This window comes from Streptomyces sp. NPDC048417 (assembly GCF_040651615.1).
Lineage (GTDB): Bacteria > Actinomycetota > Actinomycetes > Streptomycetales > Streptomycetaceae > Streptomyces.
Genome location: NZ_JBEZKI010000026.1, coordinates 1 through 24,470, shown reverse-complemented (window position 1 = coordinate 24,470; position 24,470 = coordinate 1). Strand labels below are relative to the sequence as shown.

Annotated in this window: 20 protein-coding genes and 1 tRNA gene; 12 read left to right on the top strand and 9 right to left on the bottom strand. The window is 71.5% G+C overall.

Translation table 11 applies throughout. The features are described 5' to 3' along the window. Positions 1 to 116: 116 nt before the first annotated feature. Positions 117 to 614, top strand: a complete 498-nt coding sequence (locus AB0D59_RS35040; RefSeq protein WP_362574382.1) for a GNAT family N-acetyltransferase — start codon at positions 117 to 119, stop codon at positions 612 to 614. Here AB0D59_RS35040 and AB0D59_RS35035 read toward each other — a convergent pair. Then, on the bottom strand, positions 607 to 2,640 hold the full coding sequence (locus AB0D59_RS35035; protein WP_362574381.1) for an MFS transporter: 2,034 nt from the start codon (positions 2,638 to 2,640) through the stop codon (positions 607 to 609). The genes AB0D59_RS35040 and AB0D59_RS35035 overlap by 8 nt on opposite strands. A 182-nt stretch (positions 2,641 to 2,822) precedes the next feature. Here AB0D59_RS35035 and AB0D59_RS35030 point away from each other — a divergent pair, with 182 nt between their 5' ends. Further along, complete coding sequence (locus AB0D59_RS35030; protein ID WP_362574379.1) at positions 2,823 to 3,950, top strand: peptidoglycan-binding domain-containing protein; 1,128 nt, start codon at positions 2,823 to 2,825, stop codon at positions 3,948 to 3,950. 159 nt (positions 3,951 to 4,109) lie between these two features. After that, positions 4,110 to 5,183 (top strand): hypothetical protein, encoded by a 1,074-nt coding sequence (locus AB0D59_RS35025; RefSeq protein WP_362574377.1) that lies wholly within the window; start codon positions 4,110 to 4,112, stop codon positions 5,181 to 5,183. 92 nt (positions 5,184 to 5,275) lie between these two features. Here the strand turns inward: AB0D59_RS35025 and AB0D59_RS35020 are convergent, their stop codons facing one another. Both AB0D59_RS35020 and AB0D59_RS35015 read right to left on the bottom strand, forming a co-directional pair. Then, a complete protein-coding gene (locus AB0D59_RS35020; protein WP_362574375.1) occupies positions 5,276 to 5,932 on the bottom strand; it encodes an HAD-IA family hydrolase in 657 nt (218 codons plus the stop codon). A 184-nt stretch (positions 5,933 to 6,116) separates the two neighbouring features. Continuing rightward, positions 6,117 to 6,698, bottom strand: a complete 582-nt coding sequence (locus AB0D59_RS35015; protein WP_362574373.1) for a TMEM165/GDT1 family protein — start codon at positions 6,696 to 6,698, stop codon at positions 6,117 to 6,119. A 423-nt stretch (positions 6,699 to 7,121) separates the two neighbouring features. On the opposite strand from AB0D59_RS35015, the gene AB0D59_RS35010 reads away from it, so the two are divergent. From AB0D59_RS35010 to AB0D59_RS34995, 4 genes are all read left to right on the top strand, one after another. Continuing rightward, positions 7,122 to 7,766: an HNH endonuclease family protein gene (locus AB0D59_RS35010; protein ID WP_362574372.1), complete on the top strand. Its 645-nt coding sequence runs from the start codon at positions 7,122 to 7,124 to the stop codon at positions 7,764 to 7,766. A gap of 185 nt (positions 7,767 to 7,951) precedes the next feature. Then, positions 7,952 to 9,577, top strand: coding sequence for an alkaline phosphatase D family protein (locus AB0D59_RS35005; RefSeq protein ID WP_362574370.1), 1,626 nt, complete (start codon positions 7,952 to 7,954; stop codon positions 9,575 to 9,577). Between the two features lie 135 nt (positions 9,578 to 9,712). Continuing rightward, positions 9,713 to 11,596: an FAD/NAD(P)-binding protein gene (locus AB0D59_RS35000; RefSeq protein ID WP_362574368.1), complete on the top strand. Its 1,884-nt coding sequence runs from the start codon at positions 9,713 to 9,715 to the stop codon at positions 11,594 to 11,596. 107 nt (positions 11,597 to 11,703) lie between these two features. Continuing rightward, positions 11,704 to 12,315 carry a VTT domain-containing protein gene (locus AB0D59_RS34995; protein WP_362574366.1) on the top strand — a complete coding sequence of 204 codons (612 nt, stop codon included), beginning with the start codon at positions 11,704 to 11,706 and terminating at the stop codon, positions 12,313 to 12,315. A gap of 180 nt (positions 12,316 to 12,495) precedes the next feature. Here the strand turns inward: AB0D59_RS34995 and AB0D59_RS34990 are convergent, their stop codons facing one another. Continuing rightward, positions 12,496 to 12,729, bottom strand: coding sequence for a DUF2277 domain-containing protein (locus AB0D59_RS34990; RefSeq protein WP_362574364.1), 234 nt, complete (start codon positions 12,727 to 12,729; stop codon positions 12,496 to 12,498). Between the two features lie 91 nt (positions 12,730 to 12,820). On the opposite strand from AB0D59_RS34990, the gene AB0D59_RS34985 reads away from it, so the two are divergent. Further along, positions 12,821 to 13,816, top strand: a complete 996-nt coding sequence (locus tag AB0D59_RS34985) for a 2-dehydropantoate 2-reductase (RefSeq protein ID WP_362574362.1) — start codon at positions 12,821 to 12,823, stop codon at positions 13,814 to 13,816. Positions 13,817 to 13,933: 117 nt separating this feature from the next. Here AB0D59_RS34985 and AB0D59_RS34980 read toward each other — a convergent pair whose 3' ends face one another. Continuing rightward, positions 13,934 to 14,506 (bottom strand): hypothetical protein, encoded by a 573-nt coding sequence (locus AB0D59_RS34980; RefSeq protein WP_362574360.1) that lies wholly within the window; start codon positions 14,504 to 14,506, stop codon positions 13,934 to 13,936. A 105-nt stretch (positions 14,507 to 14,611) separates the two neighbouring features. Here AB0D59_RS34980 and AB0D59_RS34975 point away from each other — a divergent pair, with 105 nt between their 5' ends. Beyond that, positions 14,612 to 16,456 carry an SMI1/KNR4 family protein gene (locus AB0D59_RS34975; RefSeq protein WP_362574358.1) on the top strand — a complete coding sequence of 615 codons (1,845 nt, stop codon included), beginning with the start codon at positions 14,612 to 14,614 and terminating at the stop codon, positions 16,454 to 16,456. Positions 16,457 to 16,551: 95 nt separating this feature from the next. Next, the gene (locus tag AB0D59_RS34970; RefSeq protein WP_362574356.1) at positions 16,552 to 16,881 is read left to right on the top strand and encodes a hypothetical protein; all 330 of its coding nucleotides are present in this window, start codon (positions 16,552 to 16,554) and stop codon (positions 16,879 to 16,881) included. 47 nt (positions 16,882 to 16,928) lie between these two features. Here AB0D59_RS34970 and AB0D59_RS34965 read toward each other — a convergent pair. After that, positions 16,929 to 17,000: transfer RNA gene (locus tag AB0D59_RS34965), tRNA-Val, on the bottom strand. Between the two features lie 277 nt (positions 17,001 to 17,277). Here AB0D59_RS34965 and AB0D59_RS34960 point away from each other — a divergent pair. Next, positions 17,278 to 18,585 (top strand): hypothetical protein, encoded by a 1,308-nt coding sequence (locus AB0D59_RS34960; RefSeq protein ID WP_362574608.1) that lies wholly within the window; start codon positions 17,278 to 17,280, stop codon positions 18,583 to 18,585. A 69-nt stretch (positions 18,586 to 18,654) separates the two neighbouring features. Further along, the gene (locus AB0D59_RS34955) at positions 18,655 to 19,194 is read left to right on the top strand and encodes a DUF4383 domain-containing protein (protein ID WP_362574355.1); all 540 of its coding nucleotides are present in this window, start codon (positions 18,655 to 18,657) and stop codon (positions 19,192 to 19,194) included. Here the strand turns inward: AB0D59_RS34955 and AB0D59_RS34950 are convergent. From AB0D59_RS34950 to AB0D59_RS34940, 3 genes are all read right to left on the bottom strand, one after another. Continuing rightward, positions 19,182 to 20,348: an amidase domain-containing protein gene (locus tag AB0D59_RS34950; RefSeq protein WP_362574353.1), complete on the bottom strand. Its 1,167-nt coding sequence runs from the start codon at positions 20,346 to 20,348 to the stop codon at positions 19,182 to 19,184. The genes AB0D59_RS34955 and AB0D59_RS34950 overlap by 13 nt on opposite strands. Before the next feature lie 162 nt (positions 20,349 to 20,510). Next, positions 20,511 to 21,806 carry a hypothetical protein gene (locus tag AB0D59_RS34945; protein WP_362574351.1) on the bottom strand — a complete coding sequence of 432 codons (1,296 nt, stop codon included), beginning with the start codon at positions 21,804 to 21,806 and terminating at the stop codon, positions 20,511 to 20,513. A 47-nt stretch (positions 21,807 to 21,853) separates the two neighbouring features. Next, on the bottom strand, positions 21,854 to 23,968 hold the full coding sequence (locus AB0D59_RS34940; RefSeq protein WP_362574606.1) for a transglycosylase domain-containing protein: 2,115 nt from the start codon (positions 23,966 to 23,968) through the stop codon (positions 21,854 to 21,856). Between the last annotated feature and the right edge of the window lie 502 nt (positions 23,969 to 24,470).

Below are 24,470 nucleotides of genomic sequence, written 5' to 3'. Positions count from 1 at the left end.
TCGCCCTCCGGGTGACCCGTACAGCGCCCCGCAAACAGACCCGACCACGCAGCGCAACGGGACCCGCACCGAATTCGATTGCGCGACCCACCCCGACCCAGCCGAGACTGCCGTCCATGGCCACCTGGACGATCACGCCGGAACACCCCGACTCACCCGTCGCCGCCGCCCTGTGGCGGGCGTACTACACGGAGGTCAGCGACCGCTGGTACCTGCGCCACGAGGGCCGGCGAACCGACCCGGCCGAGCTGGAACGCGAGATCGCCGCCCGGCCGGGATCCGAACTCGCCCCGCCCACCGGGCGGTTGCTGATCGCACGGTACGACGGCGAGCCGGCCGGCAGCGCGGGCGTACGGCTCCTGGACCCGGCCACCGCCGAACTCACCCGGGTCTTCGTGCACGAGGGGCTGCGCGGCAGGGGCGGTGCCGCGCTCCTGGTCGCGGCGGCCGAGGACGCGGCCCGCACGCTCGGGGCCGGGCGGCTCGTGCTGGACACCCGCACCGACCTCGTCGAGGCCCGCACCCTGTACGCACGGCTCGGCTACACCGAGACCGAGCCGCACAACGACGACGCCTACGCCGAGCACTGGTTCCGCAAGGAACTCGTCAACTGACCTGTCGGGAGGCCGGGTTCTGGGGCTGTTCGCGTTCGGTGCCGCACAGTTCGTCGGTCAGGTCGCGCACCAGGCGGTCCAGATCGGTGGGCCGGTCCGGGCTCCACCAGTCGCCGAGGAGGTCGGCCAGGGACTCCTCGCGGGCCTTCGCGAGCCGTTCGGCGGTCTCGCGGCCCTGCTCGGTCAGGGTCAGGTCGAGGCCCGTGCGGTCGACGAGATGCCGCTCCTCCAGCTGGCGGGCGCCCTCCAGGACGACGACCATCGGGACGGCCCCGCGCTCGGCGAGCCGGCCCGGCTCCACCGATCCGTACCTGCGGATCCGCAGCAGCAGCCAGCCTGCCGCGGGCAGCAGGTCCGCCCCGGCCCGCTCGTTGATCTTCCGGTAGATCTCCCGGCGGCCCTCCCGGGTGCCGAGCAGCGACAGGGCCCGGCAGCACTCGTCGTACGACGACCGTTGCACCGGGTTGGGCGGGATGGTCTCCGACGCGTCCGGCGCGGTGACCGAGCCGCGCAGCCGGTCCTCCTTGAGGAACCAGGCCAGGACGAAGCCGAGGGCGGCCACCGGGGCGGCGTAGAGGAAGACGTCGGTGATGGAGGACGCGTACGCGTGCAGGGCCGCCGGGCGCAGCGTGGGCGGCAGTTCGGCGATGCCGCGCGGGTCCGCCTTGAGGGTGTCCGGGGTGACACCGGCCGGGAGGCGGACGCCCTGGAAGGCGTCGGCCAGCTTGTCGGCGAGGCGGCTCGCGAAGACCGAGCCGAAGATGGCCACGCCGAAGGAGGCCCCGATGGAGCGGAAGAAGGTCGCGCCGGAGGTGGCGACGCCGAGGTCCTCGTACGAGACCGAGTTCTGCACGATCAGCACCAGCACCTGCATGACCAGCCCGAGGCCGAGGCCGAAGACGAAGAAGTAGCAGCTCATCTCGATCGTCGAGCTGTGTTCGTCGAGCCGGTGGAGCAGCAGCAGGCCGAAGGCGGTGACGGCGGTGCCGGCGATCGGGAACACCTTCCAGCGGCCCGAGTGGCTGACGATCTGTCCGGACAGGGTGGAGGACAGCAGCAGCCCGATCACCATCGGCAGCATGTGCACGCCCGACAGGGTCGGCGAGATGCCCTGCACGACCTGGAGGAAGGTCGGCAGGTAGGTCATCGCGCCGAACATCGCGAAGCCCACGATGAAGCTGATCACGGCGGCGAGCGTGAAGGTACGGATGCCGAAGAGCTTCAGCGGGAGCACGGGTTCGGCGGCCCGCCGCTCGACGGCCACGAAGGCGACGGCGAGCAGCACCCCGAGCACCGCGAGCCCGATGATCTGCGGCGACCCCCAGCGCCAGGTCGTGCCGCCCAGCGAGGCCACCAGCACCAGGCAGGTGGCGACGGCGGCGATCAGCAACGTGCCGAGATAGTCGATGACATGGCGGGCGGTCCTGCGCGGTATGTGCAGGGCTACGGCGATCACGGCGAGCGCGACCACGCCGACGGGCAGGTTGACGTAGAACACCCAGCGCCAGCTCAGATGCTCGGTGAGCACTCCGCCGAGCAGCGGCCCCAGCACGCTGGTCGCGCCGAAGACGGCACCGAACAGCCCCTGGTAGCGCCCCCGTTCACGCGGCGGTACGAGGTCCCCCACGATCGCCATCGACAGCACCAGGAGCCCGCCGCCGCCCAGCCCCTGCAGCGCGCGGAAGCCGATCAGCTCGCCCATGTTCTGGGCCATCCCGCACAGGGCCGACCCGACGAGGAAGATCACGATCGCCGCCTGGAAGAGCCGCTTGCGCCCGTACTGGTCACCGAGCTTGCCCCACAGCGGGGTGGCGGCGGTGGAGGCCAGCAGGTAGGCGGTGACCACCCACGACAGATGCTCGAGCCCGCCCAGGTCGCTGACGATCGTCGGCAGCGCGGTCGACACGATGGTCTGGTCCAGCGCGGCCAGCAGCAGACCGAGCAGCAGCGCACCGATGGGGACGAGCACATTGCCGGGTACGTGCTCCGCGTCCTTCGCCTGGGTGTGCGTCATGTCCAGGGCCATGGAGACCTCCCGGGTGTGCTTTCAGCCATCTTCCATCGTGGACGGTGTCACCCGGTATGGCCCGTCGAGCCCTCTTCGCACCCCCTGAAACAAGGGGATCCGACGAACGGTGTGTGGGTGCCCCGCATAATCTGTGGAGTTCGTGAGGGTTCGCGAGGCGCGTGAGGGGAGGGACGAACACCGTGACGGATACGACCGGGGGCCACCTTTGCCCGGAGTGCGGGGCGCCGAGGGGGCGGGACAACACCCCCTCCTGCGACTGCACCCGGCGGGCATCCGACGCACTGCGCGACGCACGTACGGCAGAACAGGCAGCCGCAGAGGACTTCGACCCCCTGCGCATACGCCCGTACGTCGACCTCTCCGGGGCCGGGACTGGGACCGGGGCCGACGGCCAGGCCGGGGTCGGAGCCGACGGCCGGGCCGGGGTCGGGGCCGACGGCCAGGCCGGGGCCGACGGCCGGGCTGGGGCCGGGGTCGGAGCCGACGGCCAGGCCGGGGCCTGGACCGAGGCCGACAGCGGCCGGGGGGCTGAGGGCGGGGCCGAGGCTGACGGCGGGGCCGAGGACGGTGGTGGGAAGGGCCGGGCGCTGCCGGTGGTCGAGTCGGCGACCGTGCCGTTGCAGGTGGTGCGGGAGGCGGTGGGCGCCGGTGGGGAGCCCGGGGAAGCCTCCGTGGCCTCTGCCGGTCAGGGAGAACCCCGTCGGCGCCGGCCTCGGCGGGTGCTGGTCCTCTCGATCGCCGGGGCGGTGATCGGGATCCTCGCGGTGGCAGGTTTCGCGAGCGGCCTGTTCTCCCATGTGACGCCGACGCGGGACACGGCGGCGCCGCAGGATGTCCGGGAGAGCGTTCCCGACGTGACGCCGAGCACGGGGTCGCCTTCGACGGCGGCGCCGGTGACGTCGGCAGCAGCGCCGGCGTCGGCCGTGCCGGCCGCGTCCACGCCCGTCGGCACGAGCGCGTCGCCGACGGCCTCGTCCTCACGGACGGCGAGCCCGGGTCCGTCCGCGACCGCGTCCCGCTCGGCCAGGCCGACCCAGTCGGCGTCGACGACCGGCACGGCCGCCTCCGCGCAGCCCACGTCGGCGCCAGTCCTGCGCCCCGGCGACAGCGGCGCCGAGGTGACGGAGCTCCAGCTGCGGCTGACGCAGCTGAGGCTGTTCTCCGGGAAGGCCGACGGCCACTACGACCGCGAGACGGAGGATGCGGTACGGACGTACCAGCTGGCGCGGGGGATCCTGACGGACGAGTCGGGGGTGTACGGGACGGCCACGCGGGCGGCCCTGGAGTCGGAGACGACCGAGCCGTAGGGAATCGACAGCGCCGCCCTCGTACGAACGCATCTCGTACGAACGCATGAGGAAACCACCGGCCAGCGTACTAACCTGCCACAAGGTGAGTCGTGGTGACCTGTGCCGGGGGGCGGTGGCCTGATGTTCAGGCGAAGGGATCCTTCTCAGAACGACCGTGTGACCAGAGAGATGAAACAGTTCTTCTCCGGCGTACGGCGCGGCAGGTACTCCAACGCCGAACAGATGGCCGTCGAGTACGGCAAGTTCCTGTGGAAACGCAGTCGGTCAGTGACTCTCGTCGAGGACAAGAACCGCACCCGGTCGCGGTTCTATCTGGGACTTCAGGTCGGCGACGATCGGCACGGGTTCGAGAAGGTCACCAAGCGGGCGGCACTGATCTCCGACACCTTGCTGCTGGCCCACGATCCCACGGCCACGATCCACTTCCTCGGTGCCCAAGGGTCGGTCCGAGACACCAGCGGCATGGGCGGAGCAGTCGCCAACGGTCAACTCGGGCTACAGCACATAGTGGACCAGAACAACCGGGCGACCCGCTACGGCATGCACTGCCCGGACCTGGACGCCCTCGGCCAGTGGCTGCTGGACGCACAGCCCCTGCTCGAAGCCGGTCTGGCCTGGTACTTGCCGACGTACTCGACCGCCTTCGTGGAGACCCGCGGGGGAGTACCGACACAGCTGACCGCGGCCGAGCGGGCAAGGGCGGTCGACTACCTCATCGAGGACGGCCGGGCCATCGATGCGTCCGGAGCCGACCCCATCAAGAGCCAGCTGATCCGACCGATACTCTCCATCGAACTGCCGTTCATCGACGGGGTCGGCCTGCGTGATTTCAGCCGGATCACGGTGGGCGAGTTCAACTCCTACTCCGCGTTCCGCGACTATCTCCGACTGAAGCTGCTCGACCTTGATCCGGCGCTGAACGCTGTCGATTCGGAACGCCAGCTCCTCAAGCTGGCATTGGAGATCAAGGAACAGATTCGCGCGTCCCGGGCCGAGATGGAACAGGCCAGACACAAGCGGTTCCTTTCCGCCAGCGGCGCAGCGGTGGGCACCGTGGGAGCCGCGCTCGTGGCGGTCTACGGTCCCGCGCTGGAGTCCGCCGTCGGCGTGGTCGGAACCAGTGGCGGCATCTGGGCCGTGATCAACGCTCTCGCCGACAACAGCACCCATCGCCTGCGCGAGGACAGATGGCACTACATGTGGACGCTTTCCCGCACGGCCGGCTTGTAGTACCGCGCGCCCGGCACCCCGCACACCGCCCGTCCCGGCCCGGCCCCGGGCCGGCGGCCCGACCGGCCGCAGGGGCACTCCCGCCCTTCACCTCAGCCGACGCGCACCCGGAGCGAGCCGTCCTCCGCGACCTCCACCCTCACCCCCGTGAGGTCCCGCACCACCGCGTCCGGACCGTGCACGCCCGCCCGGGCGCCGACGCCCACCACCCGCATCCCCGCCGCGCGCCCCGCCGCGATCCCCGCGCCCGAGTCCTCGAAGACCAGGCAGTCTGCCGGAGCGACGCCCAGTTCGGCCGCTCCCTTCAGGAAGCCCTCGGGGTCCGGCTTGCTCGCGCCCACCGACTCCGCCGTGATCCGCACGGCCGGCAGCGGCAGCCCGGCCGCAGCCATCCGCGCCGTCGACAGCGCCACGTCCGCCGAGGTCACCAGGGCGTGCGGCAGTCCGCTGAGCGAGGCGAGGAAGGCCGCGGCACCCGGGACCTCCACCACGCCGTCCATGTCGGCGGTCTCCTCGGCCAGCATCCGCGCGTTGTCCGCGAGGTTCTGCTGCACCGGCCGGTCCGGCAGCAGCACGGCCATGGAGGCGTGCCCCTGACGCCCGTGGACGACCTTCATGACCTCGTCGCCGTCCAGCCCGTGCCGCTCGGACCAGTTCCGCCAGATGCGTTCGACGACGGCGTCGGAGTTGACGAGAGTGCCGTCCATGTCGAGCAGGAGGGCGCGGGCGGTGAGGACGGTGGCCGTCATCGGGCAGCTCCTAAGCAGGCCGGGCAAAGCAAAACAGAGCGGCCCCGCCCGCCGGTCAGGGAAAACGGGCGGGAGCCACTTTGTTTCTCCACGGTACAAAACAGAACGGCCATCCCGCCACCTCCGTCGCCGACCGTTCAACGACTCTTCAGCTCGCCGGACCCCCCGGCGGGACGCGTCCGGCTCAGCCGGCGATCGCCTCCCACAGGCTCCACACGCCCAGCGCCAGCATCAGCACGGCCGCGATCTGCGTGATCAGCCGCAGCGGCACCTTCTTCATCAGCGCCTTGCCGCCGACGATGCCGAGTCCGGCCACCGCCCACAGGCCGAGCACCGCGCCGAGGCCGACGGAGAGCGGGTCGTCGTACCGGGCCGCGAGGTTCGCGGTCATGATCTGGGTGAGGTCGCCGAACTCGGCGACCAGGATGAGCGTGAACCCGGTACCGGCGACCTTCCAGAAGGACTGGTCGGCGGGCTTGCGGATCTCCTCTTCCTCCTCACCCTTCTTCAGCAGCAGCACGGCCGCGCCGCCGAGGAAGAGCACGCCGGTCAGGGCGTGCACGATCTGCTGCGGCAGCAGGGTCAGCACACTGCCGGCCGCGACGGCGAGCACGACATGCAGGAGGAAGGCGGCCGCGACGCCCGCGAAGACGTAGGACGCCCGGTAGCGCGTACCCAGGACGAGGCCGGCGAGCGCGGTCTTGTCGGGCAGTTCGGCGAGGAAGATGACGCCGAAGACGAGCGCCGTCACGGTGATGCTGATCAAGGGTCCTCAATCGGTCGGGGCCACCCCACCGAGAGTGCTGCACTTCGCGCGGAACACACGACACCTCGGCACGGCAGCACACATGGATCACCCGCGCCGTTGTACGGCACAGGCGTGCACTGCTTGCCGAAGGTCTCGCTGGCGGCCTCGTGATCGAGGTCCGCCTCCGGGCGCCGGCTCAGACGAGCTGAGCAGTATGTCGACGGTCCGGCGAAGAGCTACTCCCCTTCAACGCCCTCCACGGTACGTGACCACCGCACCGATTTCCAAGGCCGAAGATCCCGCCTGTGAGTCACGTCCCACATCTTGTCGTGTCATGAACACGTCACTAGCTTCTTACCCAACGCTCACCCCCCGGCAATACGGCAGCGCGAGCATTCCCTCGCCCGCGCTCCAACACCCCACCCCCACCAGGGAGTTCGCATGCCGAAGTTCTACGCGCGTCGACGACTCAGCATACTCGCGGCATTCACCGGCCTGATAGCCTCCGTCGCCCTTTTCAACTCCCCGAGCGCCTCGGCCGCCCTCCCCACCCCGGTCAGCGCGTCCACCGCCCGCACCTACCTCGCCTCGCTCACCGTGGCGACCGAGGTCAGGACCGGCTACGCGCGCGACCTGTTCCCGACCTGGGACACCATCAGCGGCACCTGCAACACCCGTGAGTGGATCCTCAAGCGCGACGGTTCCAACGTCGTCACCAACTCCGCCTGCACCGCCACCAGCGGCAGCTGGTACTCCCCCTACGACGGCGCCACCTGGACCGCCGCATCCGACGTCGACATCGACCACCTCGTGCCGCTGGCCGAGGCCTGGGACTCCGGTGCCCGCAACTGGACCACCGCCCAGCGCGAGTCCTTCGCCAACGACGTCACCCGCCCCCAGCTGCTCGCCGTCACGGACAACGTCAACCAGTCCAAGGGCGACCAGGACCCGGCCACCTGGATGCCGTCGCTGACGTCGTACCGCTGCACCTACGTCCGCGCCTGGGTCCAGGTGAAGTACTACTACGACCTCTCGGTCGACTCCGCCGAGAAGAGCGCGCTCACCAGCTACCTCTCCGCCTGCTGACCCACCCGTGAGACAGCCCGGCAGACAGCCGGGCGCACAGAAGGTCCCGCTTCCCCCGCATTTCGGCCACGCTCCACCCCCCTTCCCGCTCTCTTTCCCGCGTCGCGGCCTCCCCGCCGACCTCCGCCGTTCCGTACCGTACGGGGCGACGGAGGCTAACCGACCGGGGAAGAGGGCGGGCGAACGTGGCCGAACTGCGCCTGGGACCACTGCTGAGGTACACCGACGGCTCGTCGGCGACCGTCTGGGTCGAGACGAGCCGTCCGTGCACCGCCGAGGTCCACTGCCCGGACGGGGCCGGCGGCACCGCGCGCACCTTCCAGGTGGCGGGCCACCACTACGCCCTGATCACGGTCGCCGGGCTGGCCCCGGGGACTTCGTCGTCGTACGAGGTGATCCTGGACGGCTCGCGGGTGTGGCCGCCCCCGGACTCCCGTTTCCCGCCCTCGGTGATAGGCGTTCCCGCCGAGGGCGACGAACTGCGGGTGACCTTCGGCTCCTGCCGCTGGGCCGCTCCCCCGGCCGACGGCCAGGACCCGGTCGGACCCGACGCCCTGGACAGCCTCGCCGCACGCGTCGCCGCCGGCGGTGAACGGCCGGACGTACTGCTGCTGTTGGGCGACCAGGTGTACGCCGACGAGACCTCGGCGGCGACCCACCACTGGCTGGCCGCCCGCCGCGACCTGTCGGACCCGCCCGGCGCCGAGGTCGCGGACTACGAGGAGTACACCCGCCTCTACTACGAGTCCTGGCTCGATCCCGAGGTGCGCTGGCTGCTGTCCACCGTGCCCAGTTGCATGGTCTTCGACGACCACGACGTCATAGACGACTGGAACACCTCCGCCGCCTGGCTGGCCGACGTGCGGGCCACGCCCTGGTGGCAGGAGCGGCTGCTCAGCGGGCTGATGTCGTACTGGGTGTACCAGCACCTGGGGAACCTCTCCCCGGCCGAGCTGGCCGCCGACCCGCTCTACACGGCCGTACGCGCATCCCCCGACGGCACCGACGAGCTGCGCGCCTTCGCGGCCAAGGCCGACGCCGATCCCGCCTCGGTGCGCTGGAGTTACCGGCGCGACTTCGGGCGGGTGCGGCTGCTGATGGTGGACACCCGGGCCGCGCGGGTGCTGGACGAGCACAACCGCGCCATGCTCGACCCCGGCGAGGCCGAGTGGCTGCGCGAACAGGCGCTGACCGACCGGGAGTCGTACGACCATCTCCTGCTCGGCACCTCGCTGCCCTGGCTGCTGCCGCATCTCATACACGACCTGGAGAACTGGGACGCGGCCCTGTGCCGGGGCGAACGGGGCGCCCGCTGGGCGAAGTTCGGGGAGCGGCTGCGCCGCGCGGCCGACCTGGAGCACTGGGCGGCCTTCCCGGCCTCCTTCGCCGAACTGGCCGGCCTGATCGCCCGCACCGGCTCGGGCCCCGGGGCGCCCGCATCGATCTGTGTGCTCTCCGGCGACGTCCATCACGCCTACGTCGCCGAGCCCGCGTGGCCGGCCGGCACCGGGCCCGCCTCCCGTGTGCTGCAACTCACCTGCTCGCCAGTCCACAACTCCGTGCCGCCGACGATCCGGGTCGGCTTCCGGTTCGGCTGGAGCGCCTTGGCCCGGTTCCTCGGCCGGCGGTTCACCCGGCACGGACGCTGTGCGCGACCTCCGGTGACGTGGCGGAAGAGGGGCGGGCCGTGGTTCGGCAACCAGCTCATGACGCTGACCCTGCACGGCCGTTCGGCCCGGCTGCGGCTGGAGCGGGCCCGGCGGAACGGGACCCTGGAGACCGTGGAGGAGTCCACCCTCACCGCCCCATGAGGGACATCCGAGGCGGGTGGGGCGCGCGTTGGCTTCTGTTAATGGCGACGGCATGATGAGGCGGACCGTCCGCTTCCCCATCCCGTGCGGGCGGTGTTCCTGCCAAGCGCCCCCACCCGCCCGGGAGTCACGTCCTTGTCTGCCTCGCCCCAGGAATCCGCCCCGGTCGCCGTCGCCCTGGTCGGCGCCGGACCGCGCGGCACCAGCGTCCTGGAACGCCTCTGCGCCTCCGCACCCCAGCTGCTGCCCCCGGGATCGCGCCTCACGGTCCATGTGATCGACCCGGCGCCGCCGGGCCCGGGCCGGGTCTGGCGTACGGCGCAGCCGGCGGAGCTGCTGATGAACACCGTGGCGAGCCAGGTCACCCTGTTCACCGACGACAGCGTGGAGTGCTCGGGTCCGGTCCGGCCCGGCCCCAGCCTGCACGAGTGGGCGGCCGGCGAACTGGACCCCGACGACTACCCGACCCGCGCCCACTACGGCCGCTACCTGGAGTGGGTGTTCGCGAGGACGGTCGCCCGGGCACCGGAGGCGGTCCGCGTCGAGACCCATCGCGCCCGTGCCGTACGGCTCGCCGACGCCCCCGACGGCCGCCAGACGCTCACCCTCGACGACGGCCGCACCCTGCCCGGTCTGGCGGCGGTGGTGCTGGCCCAGGGCCACCTCCCGGCGACGGCGGCCCCCGAGGACCGCCACCACGTGGCACACGCCGCCCGGCAGGGCCTGCGCCACATCCCGCCCGCCAACCCGGCCGACGTCGATCTCACCCCGATCGCCCCCGGCGAACCGGTGCTGCTGCGCGGTCTCGGCCTCAACTTCTTCGACCACCTCGCCCTGCTCACCACCGGCCGGGGCGGCCGCTTCACCCGTACACCGGCCGGCGGCCTGCGCTACACGCCCTCCGGCCGCGAGCCCCGCCTGTACGCGGGCTCCCGGCGGGGCGTCCCTTACCAGGCACGCGGCGACAACGCCAAGGGCCCGTACGGCCGGCACAGCCCGCTGTTGCTCACCCCCGAGGTGATCGCGGGCCTGCGCAAACGCGCGGACTCCGGCGAGGCGCCCGACTTCCTCGCCGAGGTCTGGCCGCTGGTGGCGAAGGAGGTGGAGACGGTCTACTACACCGCCCTGACCGGCGACCCGGGCCTCACCGAGCGCTTCCTCGCGGCCGACGGCCGGCGCGCGGAGAGCGCCGTACTCGACGAGTCCGGCGTCCCGGCGGCGGACCGCTGGTGCTGGGAGCGCCTCCAGCACCCGTACGGGGAGCGGGAGTTCACCGGTCCGGCGGACTGGCGCGACTGGCTCCTCGGGCATCTCCGCGAGGACGCGGCACAGGCCGCCCTCGGCAATGTGCGCGGCCCGCTCAAGGCGGCCCTGGACGTGCTGCGCGACCTGCGCAACGAGATACGGCTGGTCGTCGACCACGGCGGCCTGACCGGCGCGTCCCGGCGGGCCCACCTGGACGACTGGTACACCCCGCTCAACGCGTTCCTGTCCATCGGCCCGCCCCGCCGCCGTGTCGAGGAGCTGAGCGCGCTGCTGGCGGCGGGCGTGGTGGAGGTGCTGGGCCCCGGCCTGGAGGTGGACCGGGCGGACGGCGCGTGGGTGGCCCGCTCCCCGACGGTCCCCGGCTCGGTGGTCCGGGTGACCACGCTCATAGAGGCCCGCCTCCCGGAGCCGGACCTGCGCCGTACCGCCGACGAACTGCTGGCCGGGCTGCTGCGGGAGGGCGCGTGCCGCCCGCACCGGGTGGACGGCCACGAGACCGGGGGGCTGGACGTGACACCGCGCCCGTACCGGCTGATCGACCGCCACGGCCTGCCGCACCCGAGACGGTTCGCCTTCGGCGTGCCCACGGAGGGCGTGCACTGGGTGACCGCGGCGGGCGCCCGGCCGGGCGTGGACTCGGTGACCCTGTCGGACGCCGACGCGATCGCACGGGCGATCCTCCGGACGGCCGCCCCCGAGGCGGGAGAGCGGCCGGTCCTGCCGGGTGCCCGGGACACGCCGGTGGCCGTTTAATCCTTTGCGGATTCCGCAAACCCCCCGTGAAATTCCTGTCACACCCCCCGCGTACGCTGTATGGCTGACGTCGGGGGGCGCAACTGGACAATCACGGGGGAACCGTCGTGTGGGAAAGCATGGGGTCGCTGGAGGCCGGGCCATGGATATACGCCATGGTGGCCGTCTCCGTGCTGCTTGATGTGTTCCTGCCGGTCCTGCCCAGCGGCGTGCTGGTCATCACCGCGGCCACGGCAGCGGCGGCGGGCACCGGGGCGGCTCCCGGGCACGTCCCGCACGTCCTTCCCGATATCCTCGCGCTGACCTTCTGCGCCGCCGCCGCGTCGGTCCTCGGCGACCTGGTCGCCTACCGGCTGGCCTGGCGCGGCGGGACCCGCCTGGACCGTGCGATCGCCCGCTCCCGGCGGCTGAGCAGCGCGCAGGAACGTCTCGGCGAGGCCCTGACCCGGGGCGGCGGCGCGCTGGTCATACTCGCCCGCTTCGCCCCGGCCGGCCGCTCGCTCGTCTCCCTGGGCGCCGGCGCGACCCACCGCCGCGTCCGCGAATTCCTCCCCTGGTCCGCCCTGGCCGGCCTGACCTGGGCGGTCTACAGCGTCGCCCTCGGCTACCTGGGCGCCCAGTGGCTGGGCGCGACCTGGCTGGCGACGGCGGTCTCGGTGGTGGCGCTGTTCGGGGCGGGGGCGGGAGCGGGGTTCCTGATGCGAAGACGCCCGGCCTGACGCGTCACCTGCCGCATCGGCCACGGGCAGCCGTGCCTCCGCCAGGCCTCCCCCAGCACCTCAACCGGCCTGCGAGCCCCGGGTCTCCCCTGGCACCTCAACCGGCCTGCGAGCCCCAGGCCTCCCCCACACCTCAACCGGCCTGCGAGCCCCGGGTCTCCCCCGGCGCCTCGAGCGGCCTCAACCGGCGGCTTCGCGTACAGCCTGCCCCCGCACCTCCAGCCCGCCGAGCAGCTCGGCGGTGGCCGCCGCCACCGCGTCCACCGCCCGCTCGAACACCTCCTGGTTGTGCGCGGCCGGCGCCCGGAACCCGGACACCTTCCGCACGTACTGCAACGCGGCAGCACGGATCTCCTCCTCGGTGGCCTCCTCGGCCAGCTGAGGCGGACGCAGGGTCTTGATACTCCGGCACATGTCCCCAGTCTCCCGCAGCTCCCCTCCCTCCTGCGAGGATCCTCCTGTGGCGGCCACCGCTCCCGGGGCCGACCGACGAGAGGACAACCCCATGGCGAACACGCCGAACACGCCGGACACCCCGGACACCCCGGACACCCCGGACTCCCCGGACAGCCCTGACAGCCCTGACAGCCCTGACAGTGCACCCGGCCCCCGGCTCACCGTCGCCGTTCTCGGTCCCGGCGGCGTGGGCGGACTGCTCGCGGCCCTGCTCTCCCGCGCCGGTCACCGCGTGCTGTGCCTGGCCGGCGACGAGACGGCCCGCACCCTGCGTACCGCCGGAATCCAGGTCCGCAGCACCCTGTTCGGCGACTTCACCGCCGCAGTGGAGGCCGACACGGTCCTGCGCGAACCGGTCGACGCCGTCCTGATCACCGTCAAGGCCACCGCCCTGGACGCGGCCCTCACCCGGATCCCGCCCACGGCCGTCGGCGACGCCCTCCTCGTGCCGTTCCTGAACGGCGTGGAGCACCCCGCGCTGCTGCGTGCCCGCTACGCCCCCGACCGCGTGGCCCCCTCGGTGATCCGCGTCGAGTCCACCCGCCCGGCCCCCGGCCTGGTCGAACACACCAGCCCCTTCGTGGAGATCGACCTGACCGGCGCCAAGGTCCCCCGCCCCCGCCTGGAGGCCCTGGCCGGGGCCCTCACCGCGGCCGGCCCCGCCGCCCGCGTCCTGGACGACGAGACCACGGCCCTGTGGGCGAAGATGTCGTTCCTCGCGCCCTTCGCCCTGCTCACCACCCGCTACGGCCTCCCCCTCGGCGAGACCCGCACCCGGCACCGCGACGAACTGGCCTCGCTCGTCGCGGAGACGGCCGCGGTCAGCCGCGCCTGCGGCGCCCCGGTCGACCCGGCGCAGGCCCTGGCCCGCTACGACGCCTTCCCGCCCGCCGCCAAGTCCTCGATGCAACGCGACGCGGAGGCCGGCCGCCCCCTCGAACTCGACGCGATCGGGGGCGCGTTGCTGCGGGCGGCGGACCGTCACGGGGTACCCGTGCCGGTGACGGCCCGTATCGTGCGGGAGCTGCGCGAAGCCGGGCACTGAGCAGGTCGGGCGAGGTCGGCTGCGGTCCGGCTACACCCCTAAGGGGCGCGGGACACGACCGGCCACGACGGCGCCGCAGCCGAACGACGGCACATCACCGCGCCTCGGGCGGAGCGCTCAGCGGCTGTCCCGCCCGGCGGTCCGGGCGGCGGCGATGAAGGCGGCCATCTTCTCGCGGCTCTTGACCCCCGGCGCGGTCTCCACACTGCTGGAGACGTCCACGCCGTAGGGGCCGAAGGCCTCGACGACCCCGGCCACGTTGTGTTCGTCGAGGCCGCCGGCGATGACGACCTTCCCGGGCACATCCGCGACCCAGGCGGGGATGTCGGCGAACACGCCGCTGCCCGCGCTGGCGTCGTAGAAGAAGTACTGGAGGGCCTCCGGCCGCTCGGGCGGGGTGCCGGAGGCGAGGGCGAGGTTCGGGACGGCGGCCGTCTCGTAGATCTGGACGGTGTCGACGTGCCCGGCGACCTCGGCCGTCTCGGCGTACGTCAGGGCGACGGCGAAGACCGGGATCCGGCCGCGGGCGTACCCGGCGAGTTCCAGGGCCCGCCCGGGCGGGCAGTACCGCTTGCTCTTCGGGGTCACCACGATCCCGATCGCGTCGTACCCCAACTCGACGGCCCAGTCGATCTGCTGCTCCTGGGTGAGCCCGCACACCTTCACGAACGTCGACTGCTGCCCGTTCATCCTGTCCCCTGCTCCGTTCTCCCGCCCAGCGGGAACGCGATCTCCGCCTCCAGGCTCTCACCCGAGGGCGGGGCGTTGTCAGTGGTGGCTGCCAGGATCACCGGCATGACGGACACGATCGAGGAATGGCGGTCGCTCCTGGCGCGGTGGAGCCAGGAGTGGGCGGACGCGCAGGACGCGGACACGCCGGAGGGCGAGCGGCAGGCGCGGGACGAGGAGCCGTTACGGACACGGTGGCTGGGCTTCCCGCCCGCGTCCGAGGAGCGGATACGCGCGCTGGAGGAGCGGCTCGGGCACCGGCTGCCGCCGTCGTACCGGACGTTCCTCGCGGTGACCGACGGCTGGCGCCACGCTGGCGGCTTCGTCTGGCTGCTGGCCGGCACCGAGCAGGCCCGGTGGCACGAGGACGCGTCGCTCCTGGCCGGGATGTGGGGGCGGGCGCTGCAGGTGGACGTGGAGTCGGACGCCACCTACGTCCTGCTGGACCCGGGGGACGCGGACGCCTCCGGCGAGTGGGCCGTGTACACCTGGGCGCCCTGGCACGGGGACCAGCCGACGCGGTACGGCTCGTTCGGGGCGTTCATGGCGGCGATGTACCGGCAGTTCCACAGCCTCGCGGTGAGCGGCTCGGAGCGGACGGGGACGGAGTTCGCGAACGCCACCACGCGGGCCCAGGACGCGGCCGTGGAGGCGGCGCGACTGGACGCGCTGGGCGGGCGGTACGAACAGGCCGAGACCGCGCTGGCGGAAGCGCTGTCGTACGGCAGGCCGCGGGCGGCCGGGCTGCGCGACCAGATCCGCCGGCTGCTCGGCCATACGTACATGGTGTACTTCCACGGCCTGGCGGCCGACCCCGTGTACGTCCCGGAGGTCGTGCCCGTGCTCCTGGCCGAGCACGCGCGCATGCGCCGGGACCAGGAGCTGTCGCCCTATGACCTGCCCGGCGCCTCGGACACGGTGCGCGAGGCGGCGGGCGGGATCCTGCGCCAGGTCCGGGAGGGCACCTTCCGCTACACCGCCGAGGGCCCTTTCGGCCGCGCCGTCGAAGAGGCCCGTGAACAGGCACGCTGGGGCGAGACCGACGCGGCCTGGCACACCCTGCGGGCCGCGCTGCCCGAGTGGCGTCCGCTCAGCGCCGACCATCTCGCCCCGATCGGCCTGTGCGCCGACCCGCTCCTGGGCCCCCTGATCACCCCGGAGCGCGGCCGGGAACTGCTGGCCACACCCCGGGCGGGACAGCCGGGCGACGCCCCGCCGCGCACCGCCGACCTGGAACCGCCGGGCCTGGCCTGGGCGGCGGACGGAGACCCCGGCAACTTCCTGACGTCGTACCGCTTCCTGCTCGTGGAGGGGGTGGCACCGGCCGAGCTGCCGGCCCTGCTGGGCGAGGGCGAAGCCACCGTCCTCAACGACCCGTCGACGCTGTGGGAGGCGCGGAGTCGCTTCCGGGGCGGTGCGGACACTCCCCCCTGGGCGGACCAGCCGCTGATGGCCGTGGGCCGGGCGGGCCCGGGCTGGAGCTTCGCCTTCGCACCGAGCCCGGGCGGGCGCTTCGACGAACGGTGGTTCGTCTCCCCGGGCCTCGCCGCCTCCGCGGGCACCCGCGTGGTGACGGTATGGAGCGAATCCGGCCACGGGCGCCCGGCCGTCTTCCACCTCTCCGTCGCGGAGGACGGCGAGGAACGGTACGGCTGCACGCTCCGCGACACCGCGGCCGACATCCGGGGTCCCGTACCGGAGGCGTTCCTCTCCCCGCCGGACGCGGCGCTGCCGGCCGAGGGCCGGCAGCGCCGCGCCCTGGAGGCCCTCGCGGCCGAACTCCACGTCGGCTTGCCACGGTTCGCGCTCACCCGGGGCCGCCTGCACACCTTCCGCACCCGCCCCTGGAACCGGCCTCCGGGGCCGGGAGAGACGTACCTGACGGTCCGGGTGGAGTTGGGGCGACCGTAGGGGGCGGCGGTAGCGCTCCACCCACCCCCTACTCGAACACATGAACCCCACGAACCAGCTCGCCACCCAAAATCGAACAGGCGTACCATTGCCGCGTGGCTGCGACCTATGACTTTCCGAGTGACCTCCTCGCCGGTCAGGAGGAGCTGCACCAGGTCCGGGCCGAGCTGTCGGCCCTGCTGAAGCGGCTCCCCTGGTCGGTCGAGCCGCTGGACGGATTCAGTGACGGCGGCGGCTGGCGCAAGGTGGAGCGCCCCGCCTCCCCGGGCTGGACCGAGGACGAACAGGCCGAGGTGGAGAAGCTGCGCCGCCGCGAACACGAACTCGCGGTCTTCGTCAGCGGCCACCGCTTCTGGGCGGAGGTCACGGCAACGGACCGGGTGAACGCCCGAAGCCACCTCAAGCACGCGCGCGAGGAGGCCTGAGAACGTGAGAGGACCCCGGCCGCATCGGCCGGGGTCCTCTCACGACGTGGGCGCGGACGGTTTCGAACCGCCGACATCCTGCTTGTAAGGCAGGCGCTCTACCCCTGAGCTACGCACCCGAGACGAGTCGACAGCCTACATTGCCCAAGGCGCTGTCCCGCAAACCCGTATCCGGGCCGAACCGGCCGGGAAGTACCGCGGACCGATCCCGCGAACCGCGAACTGACCGGCCCGTGTGTTCGTCTTTCACTGGTGGGAGAATGTGAGCACCGCCAGCACACTGGGGCGCACCGCGGCACGGGAGAGGGAGAAGTGACGGCGACATCGGCGACTTCGGCGGCATCCGAGCAGTCGTACTCGCCCCCCGAGCGGGACCGACGCACTCCTCTTTGGGACATTGTCACCCTCGTGAGCCTGCCGTTGCTCGCCGTGCTCGTGGTGCCGGGGGCGTTCGCCGGGGGCGGTACCCGGCGGTGGTTCGGCGGGCGCGCGGAGAGCCAGCGGGCCGAGGCCCAGGCGGCCAAGGACGCCGCGGCCAACGCCTTCTACGAGCTGGACACCGCCCAGCGGGATCTGCGGATCTCCATAGAGACCATCTCCGCCGTCGACGACACGCCGGCCGCCCGTCGTGCCGTCTCCGACTTCGAGGCGCTGGGGCGGCGGATCGACGAGGTCAGCAACCGGTACATCCAGGCCATCGACGCCTACGACCTGGACCGGGACGATCTCGAAGCCGCGGTCGCGGCGCGGGCGCGCGGGGAGATCTCCGGGGCCAAGGACGAGCTGGTCCGGGTCAAGGGGGAGCTGGACCGGTTCGGGGAGTCGCTCGGGCCGCTGCTGGGCAAGGCCGAGACGCAGCTGGCACGGCTCGCGCCGGCCGTGGAGCGGGCCCGGCAGGCGCTGCTGGCGGCCAGCAACGCGCTGGATGCCGTGCGGAAGACCCCGATCAGGGCCGATGAGTCGGCGGCTCGGCTGGCCGCGCTCGCGCCGGAGCTGACGAAGCTCAACCAGGGTGCCGGACAGCACGGTGTGCAGGCCACGCTGGAGCGGGCCGGGCGGGTGCAGCGGGAGGCCGAGGCGATCCGGGTCGAGGCGGAGCGGCTGCCGGAGAAGGCCGCCGAGATCGATCACCGGCTGGTGAGTCTGCGCACCCGCGCGCAGGCGCTGACCACCCGGGCCGGGCAGGTGGACCCGGTGCTGAGCGAGCTGCGGCGGCGGTTCTCGGCCGCCTGCTGGCAGGATCTGCAGCAGGTGCCCCGGCAGGCCGCGGAGAACGTCCGGCAGGCCGAGCAGAAGCTGAAGGAGGCGCAGGCCGCCCGGGACGCGCAGAAGTGGGCGGACGCCACCTCGCTGCTGTCCACCGTGCGGGCGCTGCTGAACGGCACCGACGAGGCGGTGTCGGCGGCCGGTGACCGGCTGGCCCGGCTGAACGCCGTGCAGAAGGATCCGCAGGCGGAGATCGAGCGGACCCGGTTCGCGATCCGGGACGCGCAGCGGCTGGCGATGTCCGGACGCAACAGTCCCGATCCGCGGCACGCGCGGCCCCTGGACGACGCGGTGGCCCGGCTGGAGCGGGCGGTCGGGACGCTGGAGGGGCGCCATCCCGACTACTGGCACTTCCTGACCGAGACGGAAGCGGTACGGGCGTCGGTGGCGCGGGTGGTCGGGCAGATCCGGGAGGACCGGGGCACCGGGCATCCGTGAGCCGTTGCCGACCGGTCGGCGCGGGCGGATATTGGGTAGGCGACCTGCATTCGAGATCAGGAGGCGGAGATGGCCTCACACGTGACGCACCCGGGGACGCGGCGGCGGATCATGTTCGACGAGGCGCTGCCCGTCGACCACCGCCTGAACAGGGTCTACCGGATCGGGGCGGCCCTGATGGGCCTGTTCCTGCTGGCCTTCGGCATCCTCGGGCTCACCAACAACATCGGGTTCTTCGACACCGGCGGCAACACCGCGATCGGTCTGAACACCAACGGCGCGCTGAGCGTGCTGTCGATCTGTGTCGGCGTCCTGCTGTTCGTCGGGATGGTGATCGGCGGGAACTTCGCGTCCACGTTGAACATGGTGCTCGGTGTGCTGTTCATCCTGAACGGCTTCCTGTTCCTGGGCCTGCTCGACACGGACTCGAACTTCCTGGCCTTCAGGATCCAGAACGTGCTGTTCAGTTTCGTGGTGGGCATCGTGCTGATGGTGTTCGGGATGTACGGCAGGGTCAGTACGAACCTGCCGCACGACAACCCGTACTGGCGGGCCCGCCACCCCGAGGCGGAGCAGCGGGCCATCACCTCCGGTGATCAGGTGCGGTAGGCGTAGTAGTACGCGTTCGGGTACGACGCGACGAGGCTCGCCACCGACCGGCGCAGGGTGTTGTTCGAGTGGTACGTGACGTACGGGATGCCGTTGCTCTTGTACGTCACGATCATCGTGTGGTCCTTGGACCCGTCCCGGTCGAAGTCCATCTGGAGGACGTCGCCGACCTCCAGCTGGTAGACGTTGGCGAGCGGGGTGGTCCGCTTGGAGTTCTGGGCGAACCAGGACCACTCGTTGACGCCGACGAAGGAGTCCGACTGGATGTCGGCGGTGCCGAACCACTTCGTGTAGTCGTAGACGTAGCCCGGGACGTGCTTCCAGCCGCCGGCCTTCAGGGACTGGCTGACGAAGTTGGTGCAGTCGCCGCCGTCCGCGTGGCCGTTGAAGTCCGGGTAGTCCTTGTTGTAGACGTTCCAGTACTTCTCGGCGTAGGCCGCCATGGCCTTGTAGTCGTACGTGGTGCTGGTCTTCGGGGCGGCCACCGGGTTGCGGGTGGTCGCCGCGCGCGCGGCGTTCGGCATGGTGTCGCCGTCGTCGCCGGTGGCGGGCGCCTTGACCGAGGGCTTGGACAGGGTGTTGACGGCGAGGCCGCCGTCGTCCGTGTCCTTGATGGTGGTGAGCTGCCAGGTGCCCTGCTGGTCCGCCTTGAAGGTCAGTTCGTGGTGGGACTGGAAGCCGGTGGTCTTCGGCGCGTCGCCGGTGGCCTTCGCGTAGGTCAGCGTCGTGGTCTCGGTGACGTCGGCCTTGGCGGTACGGCCGGTGACGCGGGTCGCGTCGAGCGTGACCCGGGTGTTGCCGGCGCTGTACGTCTCGCCGAGCTTGGCGAGGTTGTCCTGGCGGCCGCGCAGCTGGGTCAGCGCGGAGTTCTCGTCACGCGACTGGGTGCTGGACAGGCGGACGTCGCCGGAGAAGCGGGACGTGCTCTGCTTCGCGGTGGCCCCGCGCACGAGGGCCTGGGTGCGGTCGGTGAAGACCGCGTCGGCCAGCTTCTGGAAGGTCGCCTTGGTCGCGGCGTCCACGGTCGGGTCGTCGACGACGGCCGCGCCCGCGCTCCAGTTGGGCACGAGGGCGACGCCGGCGACGACCGAGGCGGCCGCCGCCGTGACTATGGCCGTACGGCTGCGCTTACGGCTCAGTTTTCTGGATTTCAATGGTGTTTCCCCTCTACGCCGGTACACCTACCGGGCGACGGCATCTTCGCACGGCATGTGTGGCTCCTGTGAAGGGGGTTGCATCTGGGAATCGCTTTCCGTGCCCGGTACTTGAACCGTGTCACCCGCTGTGGCCACTGCGCCGTGGTCACCGCGCCGTGGTCACTTGACGATGGTCGACCAGTCGGCCGGGGCCTGCGCCGGGTCCAGGGAGCGCAGCCGGGCGAGGGTCTCCGGGTCCTGGGCGTCCATCCAGTCGGACAGCTCCTTGAAGGAGACGCACTTGACGCCCTTCTTGGTGCAGATCTTCGGGATGATCTGGTCGATGGCCTTCATGTAGATGCTGCCGTTCCAGTCCTCGAAGTGGTTGCCGATGAACAGCGGGGCCCGGCTGCCGTAGTAGACGCGGTTGAAGCCGTTCATGTAGGAGTTGACGGTTTCCTGCTCCCAGGTGGCGTACTGGGACGAGTCGCCGTCGACCTCGCCGTTGGACTGGTTGTAGAGGAAGTTGAAGTCCATCGACAGGGCCTGGATGTTGTCGCCGTAGGGCAGCAGTTCCAGCGGGAAGTTCCAGAGGCCGTTCTTCTTGGACGGCCATATCTGGTAGTCACCGGGGGAGCTGGCGTCGTACTTCCAGTTGTAGCCGTACTTCTGCAGGGCCTTGAGCAGGTTGGGCTGGCCTTCCAGGCAGGGGGCGCGGCCGCCGACGACCTCCTGCTTGAAGTCGAAGGGCAGGGCGGGGATGTCCTTGAAGCCGGTGTTGGTCTTCCAGTTCTCCACGAACTTGTAGAACTGGTCGATCTCGCTCTTCCACTGCGCGACGCTCCACTCGCCGCCGCCCTTCTTCTCGCAGAAGTGGCCGTTGAAGTGGGTGCCGATCTCGTTGCCCTGGTTGTAGGCCTCGCGCAGCTGCTCCAGCGTGGTGCGGATGTGTGCGTCGGTGGCGTAGTCGATGGCGGCGTCGCCCGGGGAGTGCATCGGCCCGGTGTAGAGCGACTTCTTGCTCTTGGGCAGCAGGTAGATGCCGGTGAGGAAGAAGGTCATGTGGGCGTTGTACTCCTTGGCCATCTCCCGGTAGTGCGAGAAGAGATGGTCGTCGCCCTCCAGGGCGCCGTCCCAGGAGAAGACGACGAACTGGGGCGGCTTCTCACCCGGCTTGAGCTTCTCGGGCTTCAACTGGTCGGTCTGCGGCCCGGTGTACGACGTCGACCCGTCCCCGAGGATCTTGGTCTTGCCGTCCCACTTCGGGCTCGCCGACGCCGACGGGGAGGCCTTTCTGGTGCCGGCGGCGGTGGGTGCCGTGTCGTCCTGTCTGGTGAGCACCAGATAGCCCGCGACGAGGGAGGCGACGACGAGGAAGGCGGCCAGGGTCAGGAACTCCGGGCGGGCTGGACGGCGGTCACGGACGGGCGCCTTGCGGCGGTGGCCGCCGGTTGTCGGCTTCGTGCGGGGCTTCATGCGGGGCTCATTCTGCGGGTGATGTGGGGAGCTTCGGGCTTCGGTGGTCAGTCAAGGCCCATGGCCTGTGCCCAGACCGCGTACGGGACGTTGTCGTCGCCGGTGCCGGCGAGGCCCTTGAGCGGGAGCGGCTCCAGGGATTTGTTCAGGTCGATGCGGTAGACGACGACGGACGTGGTCACGGACGAGGCCGTGCCGGTGTACCAGGAGGCGGTGTCCTTGCCGGTGGCGTGGGTGGTACCCGCCTTGCCCGCCGCCCCGGCACTGGCGGAGGCGGTCGGGTGCGCGAGGCGGAACGATTCGGTGAGCGCCTGCTGGACTTCCTCGGCCACGTCGTCGCGGACCGCGCGGGTCGGCTGCGGGGTGTCGAGGACGACCCGGTGGCCATTGCGGGTGATCTTGGCGACCGAGTACGGCTCGGTGTGGTTGCCGCCGGCCGCGAAGGTGGCGTAGCCGCTCGCCATCCGGATCGCGCTGGGCGTGGAGCTGCCCATGGAGAGCGTCGGCACCTGTGCCCCGATGCTGTCGGAGAGCAGCCCGGAGGCCACCGCGGTGGACCGCACCCGGTCGAGCCCGGTGTCCATGCCGAGTTGCATGAACGGTGTGTTCACGGACTGGGCGAGGGCCTGGCCCAGGCTGATCTGTCCATAGGACGTCCCGTCGTCGTTGTTCGCGTGGACCTTCTTGCCGCTGCGGTCCCAGTACGGCCCGTCCGGTGTCGTGACGGGGATCTTGTCGTTCCCGTCGTAGAGGGTCTCCGGGGTGACCGGCGTGGCGGCCCCGCCGCGCTCCTTGTGGACGCCGTTCTGGAGCCCGGCGGCATAGACGAAGGGCAGGAAGGCGGTACCGGCCGGGACGGTGGTCGAGTTGGACTCGTTGTAGCCCTGCGTACGGTGGTCGGGTCCGCCGTACACGGCGACGATCCGGCCGTCGGTGGCGACCGAGGCGGCGCCGTAGTGCGCGGCCCCGGCGAGCTCGGGGTCGCTCTCCTTGGCCGCCTTGCGGGCCTTGATGACCGCCTTGGTGAGGGTGTCCTCCTTCTTGCGGTCGAAGGTCGTGTAGATCTGGTACCCGCCGAGGTCGAACTGCTTGTCCGAGATATGGGCGGACTTCTTGGCGTACTGCTGCGCCAGTTCGACCAGATAGTCGCTCTGGCTGCCGGTGTCGTAGACCTTGTTGTTCTTGATCGGTTCCGGGAAGGTCTTGTACGTGGCCCGCTCGGCCGGCGACAGTTTGCCGATCTTGACCATCCGGTCCAGGATCCAGGACCAGCGCTCCACCGCCCGCTTGTGGTTGGCCTTGCTCAGCGTCGGGTCGTAGAGCCCGGCGCCCTTGAGCAGCGAGGCGAGCATGGCGGCCTGGCTGGCGTTCAGCTGGCCGACGTCCTTGCCGTAGTAGGCCTGGGCTGCGCGCTGGATGCCGTACGTCCCCCGGCCGAACCAGCTGGTGTTGAGGTAGCCCTCCAGGATCTGGTCCTTGCTCATCCTGTTGTCGAGCTTGAGGGAGATCATCGCCTCGGTGAATTTACGGCTCACCGTCTGGTTCTGTGTCAGATAGACGTTTTTCACATATTGCTGGGTAATGGTGGACCCGCCCTCGGTGTCCCCTTCACCGACCGTGCGATACAGGGCCCGGGCTATGCCTTTGACGGAGATACCGGGGTCGGAGTAGAAGCTCTCGTTCTCCGCCGCGAGCACCGCCCAGCGCACGTCCACCGGTATGTCCTTGAGCGGCATGTCCTGCCGCTGCACCCAGCCGGTCCGGGCCATCGGCGTCCCGTCGGACCAGAAGTAGACATTGTCCTGCTGGGTGGCGTACGTGTTGAGGTTGGACGGTATGTCCGTGGCCGCGTAGGCGACGACGAGGAACAGCCCGGTCAGGCCGATGCTCACGAAGAAGCCTCCCAGCCACTGGCGCCAGGACGGCATCCAGCGCCGCCAGCCGGTCCGGCCGGGCCGCGGGTACATCGGCCGCAGCTTCCGCGCGTACGGGGCCAGTGGCGCGAGTCGGGGCCCCACGAGGGCCCGGAGTCTCGCCACCGCCGCCAGCACGCGTTCACGCGGCGACGGGCGGGCGCTGCGGCGCCGCTCGGCGCGGCCGCCCGAGGCCGCCGACTCCGCCTCCGGCTCCGGCTGCCGTTGCTCGGGCACCCGGATCTGCATCGTGACGTCCGCCCGCAGGGCGTCCACCTTCAGATGCAGGGTCTCGTCATGCCTCGGCGGATCCGGCTTCTTCCGCCGCTCCCCCGCACGGGGTGCCGGGATGTCGCCCGCGCCCTCCGCCGCCTTCGCGGCGTCGGCCTTCTCGGCCCGCAGGGCGTGCAGCTCGTTCCACAGCGCCTCCGCCTTCTGCCGTGCGACCTCCTGCGCACGCTGAGCGTCGTCGCCCTTCTCCCGCAGAGCATGCTCCGCACGCAGGCCGTCGACCTTCAGATGCAGGGTCGCGTCCGGCTCGAACGGCTTTCGATCCCGGGTTCCGGCCTGGTCATTGCCGTCCTCCGGGTCGCCCGTCCGCTCCGATGCGTCCGTCACGACTGCGTCTCCCCTCGCACTCGGTCTTGCGCGCGCGGTTACGGCCTGACCCGCGATTGATCGCAGGATGCCGCGCGCGCTGAAAACTGCGGGCTAGGCTCTTGGCGAGCCATCGCTACTGAACAGGGGGTCC

Bases quoted from the DNA above. Each gene is read 5' to 3' on its own strand.
- AB0D59_RS35040 (WP_362574382.1), top strand. From the start codon at position 117: ATGGCCACCTGGACGATCACGCCGGAACACCCCGACTCACCCGTCGCC.
- AB0D59_RS35035 (WP_362574381.1), bottom strand. From the start codon at position 2,640: ATGGCCCTGGACATGACGCACACCCAGGCGAAGGACGCGGAGCACGTA.
- AB0D59_RS35020 (WP_362574375.1), bottom strand. From the start codon at position 5,932: ATGACGGCCACCGTCCTCACCGCCCGCGCCCTCCTGCTCGACATGGAC.
- AB0D59_RS35010 (WP_362574372.1), top strand. From the start codon at position 7,122: ATGCCGAAGTTCTACGCGCGTCGACGACTCAGCATACTCGCGGCATTC.
- AB0D59_RS34990 (WP_362574364.1), bottom strand. From the start codon at position 12,729: ATGTGCCGGAGTATCAAGACCCTGCGTCCGCCTCAGCTGGCCGAGGAG.
- AB0D59_RS34985 (WP_362574362.1), top strand. From the start codon at position 12,821: ATGGCGAACACGCCGAACACGCCGGACACCCCGGACACCCCGGACACC.
- AB0D59_RS34980 (WP_362574360.1), bottom strand. From the start codon at position 14,506: ATGAACGGGCAGCAGTCGACGTTCGTGAAGGTGTGCGGGCTCACCCAG.
- AB0D59_RS34975 (WP_362574358.1), top strand. From the start codon at position 14,612: ATGACGGACACGATCGAGGAATGGCGGTCGCTCCTGGCGCGGTGGAGC.
- AB0D59_RS34955 (WP_362574355.1), top strand. From the start codon at position 18,655: ATGGCCTCACACGTGACGCACCCGGGGACGCGGCGGCGGATCATGTTC.
- AB0D59_RS34945 (WP_362574351.1), bottom strand. From the start codon at position 21,806: ATGAAGCCCCGCACGAAGCCGACAACCGGCGGCCACCGCCGCAAGGCG.
- AB0D59_RS34940 (WP_362574606.1), bottom strand. From the start codon at position 23,968: ATGCAGATCCGGGTGCCCGAGCAACGGCAGCCGGAGCCGGAGGCGGAG.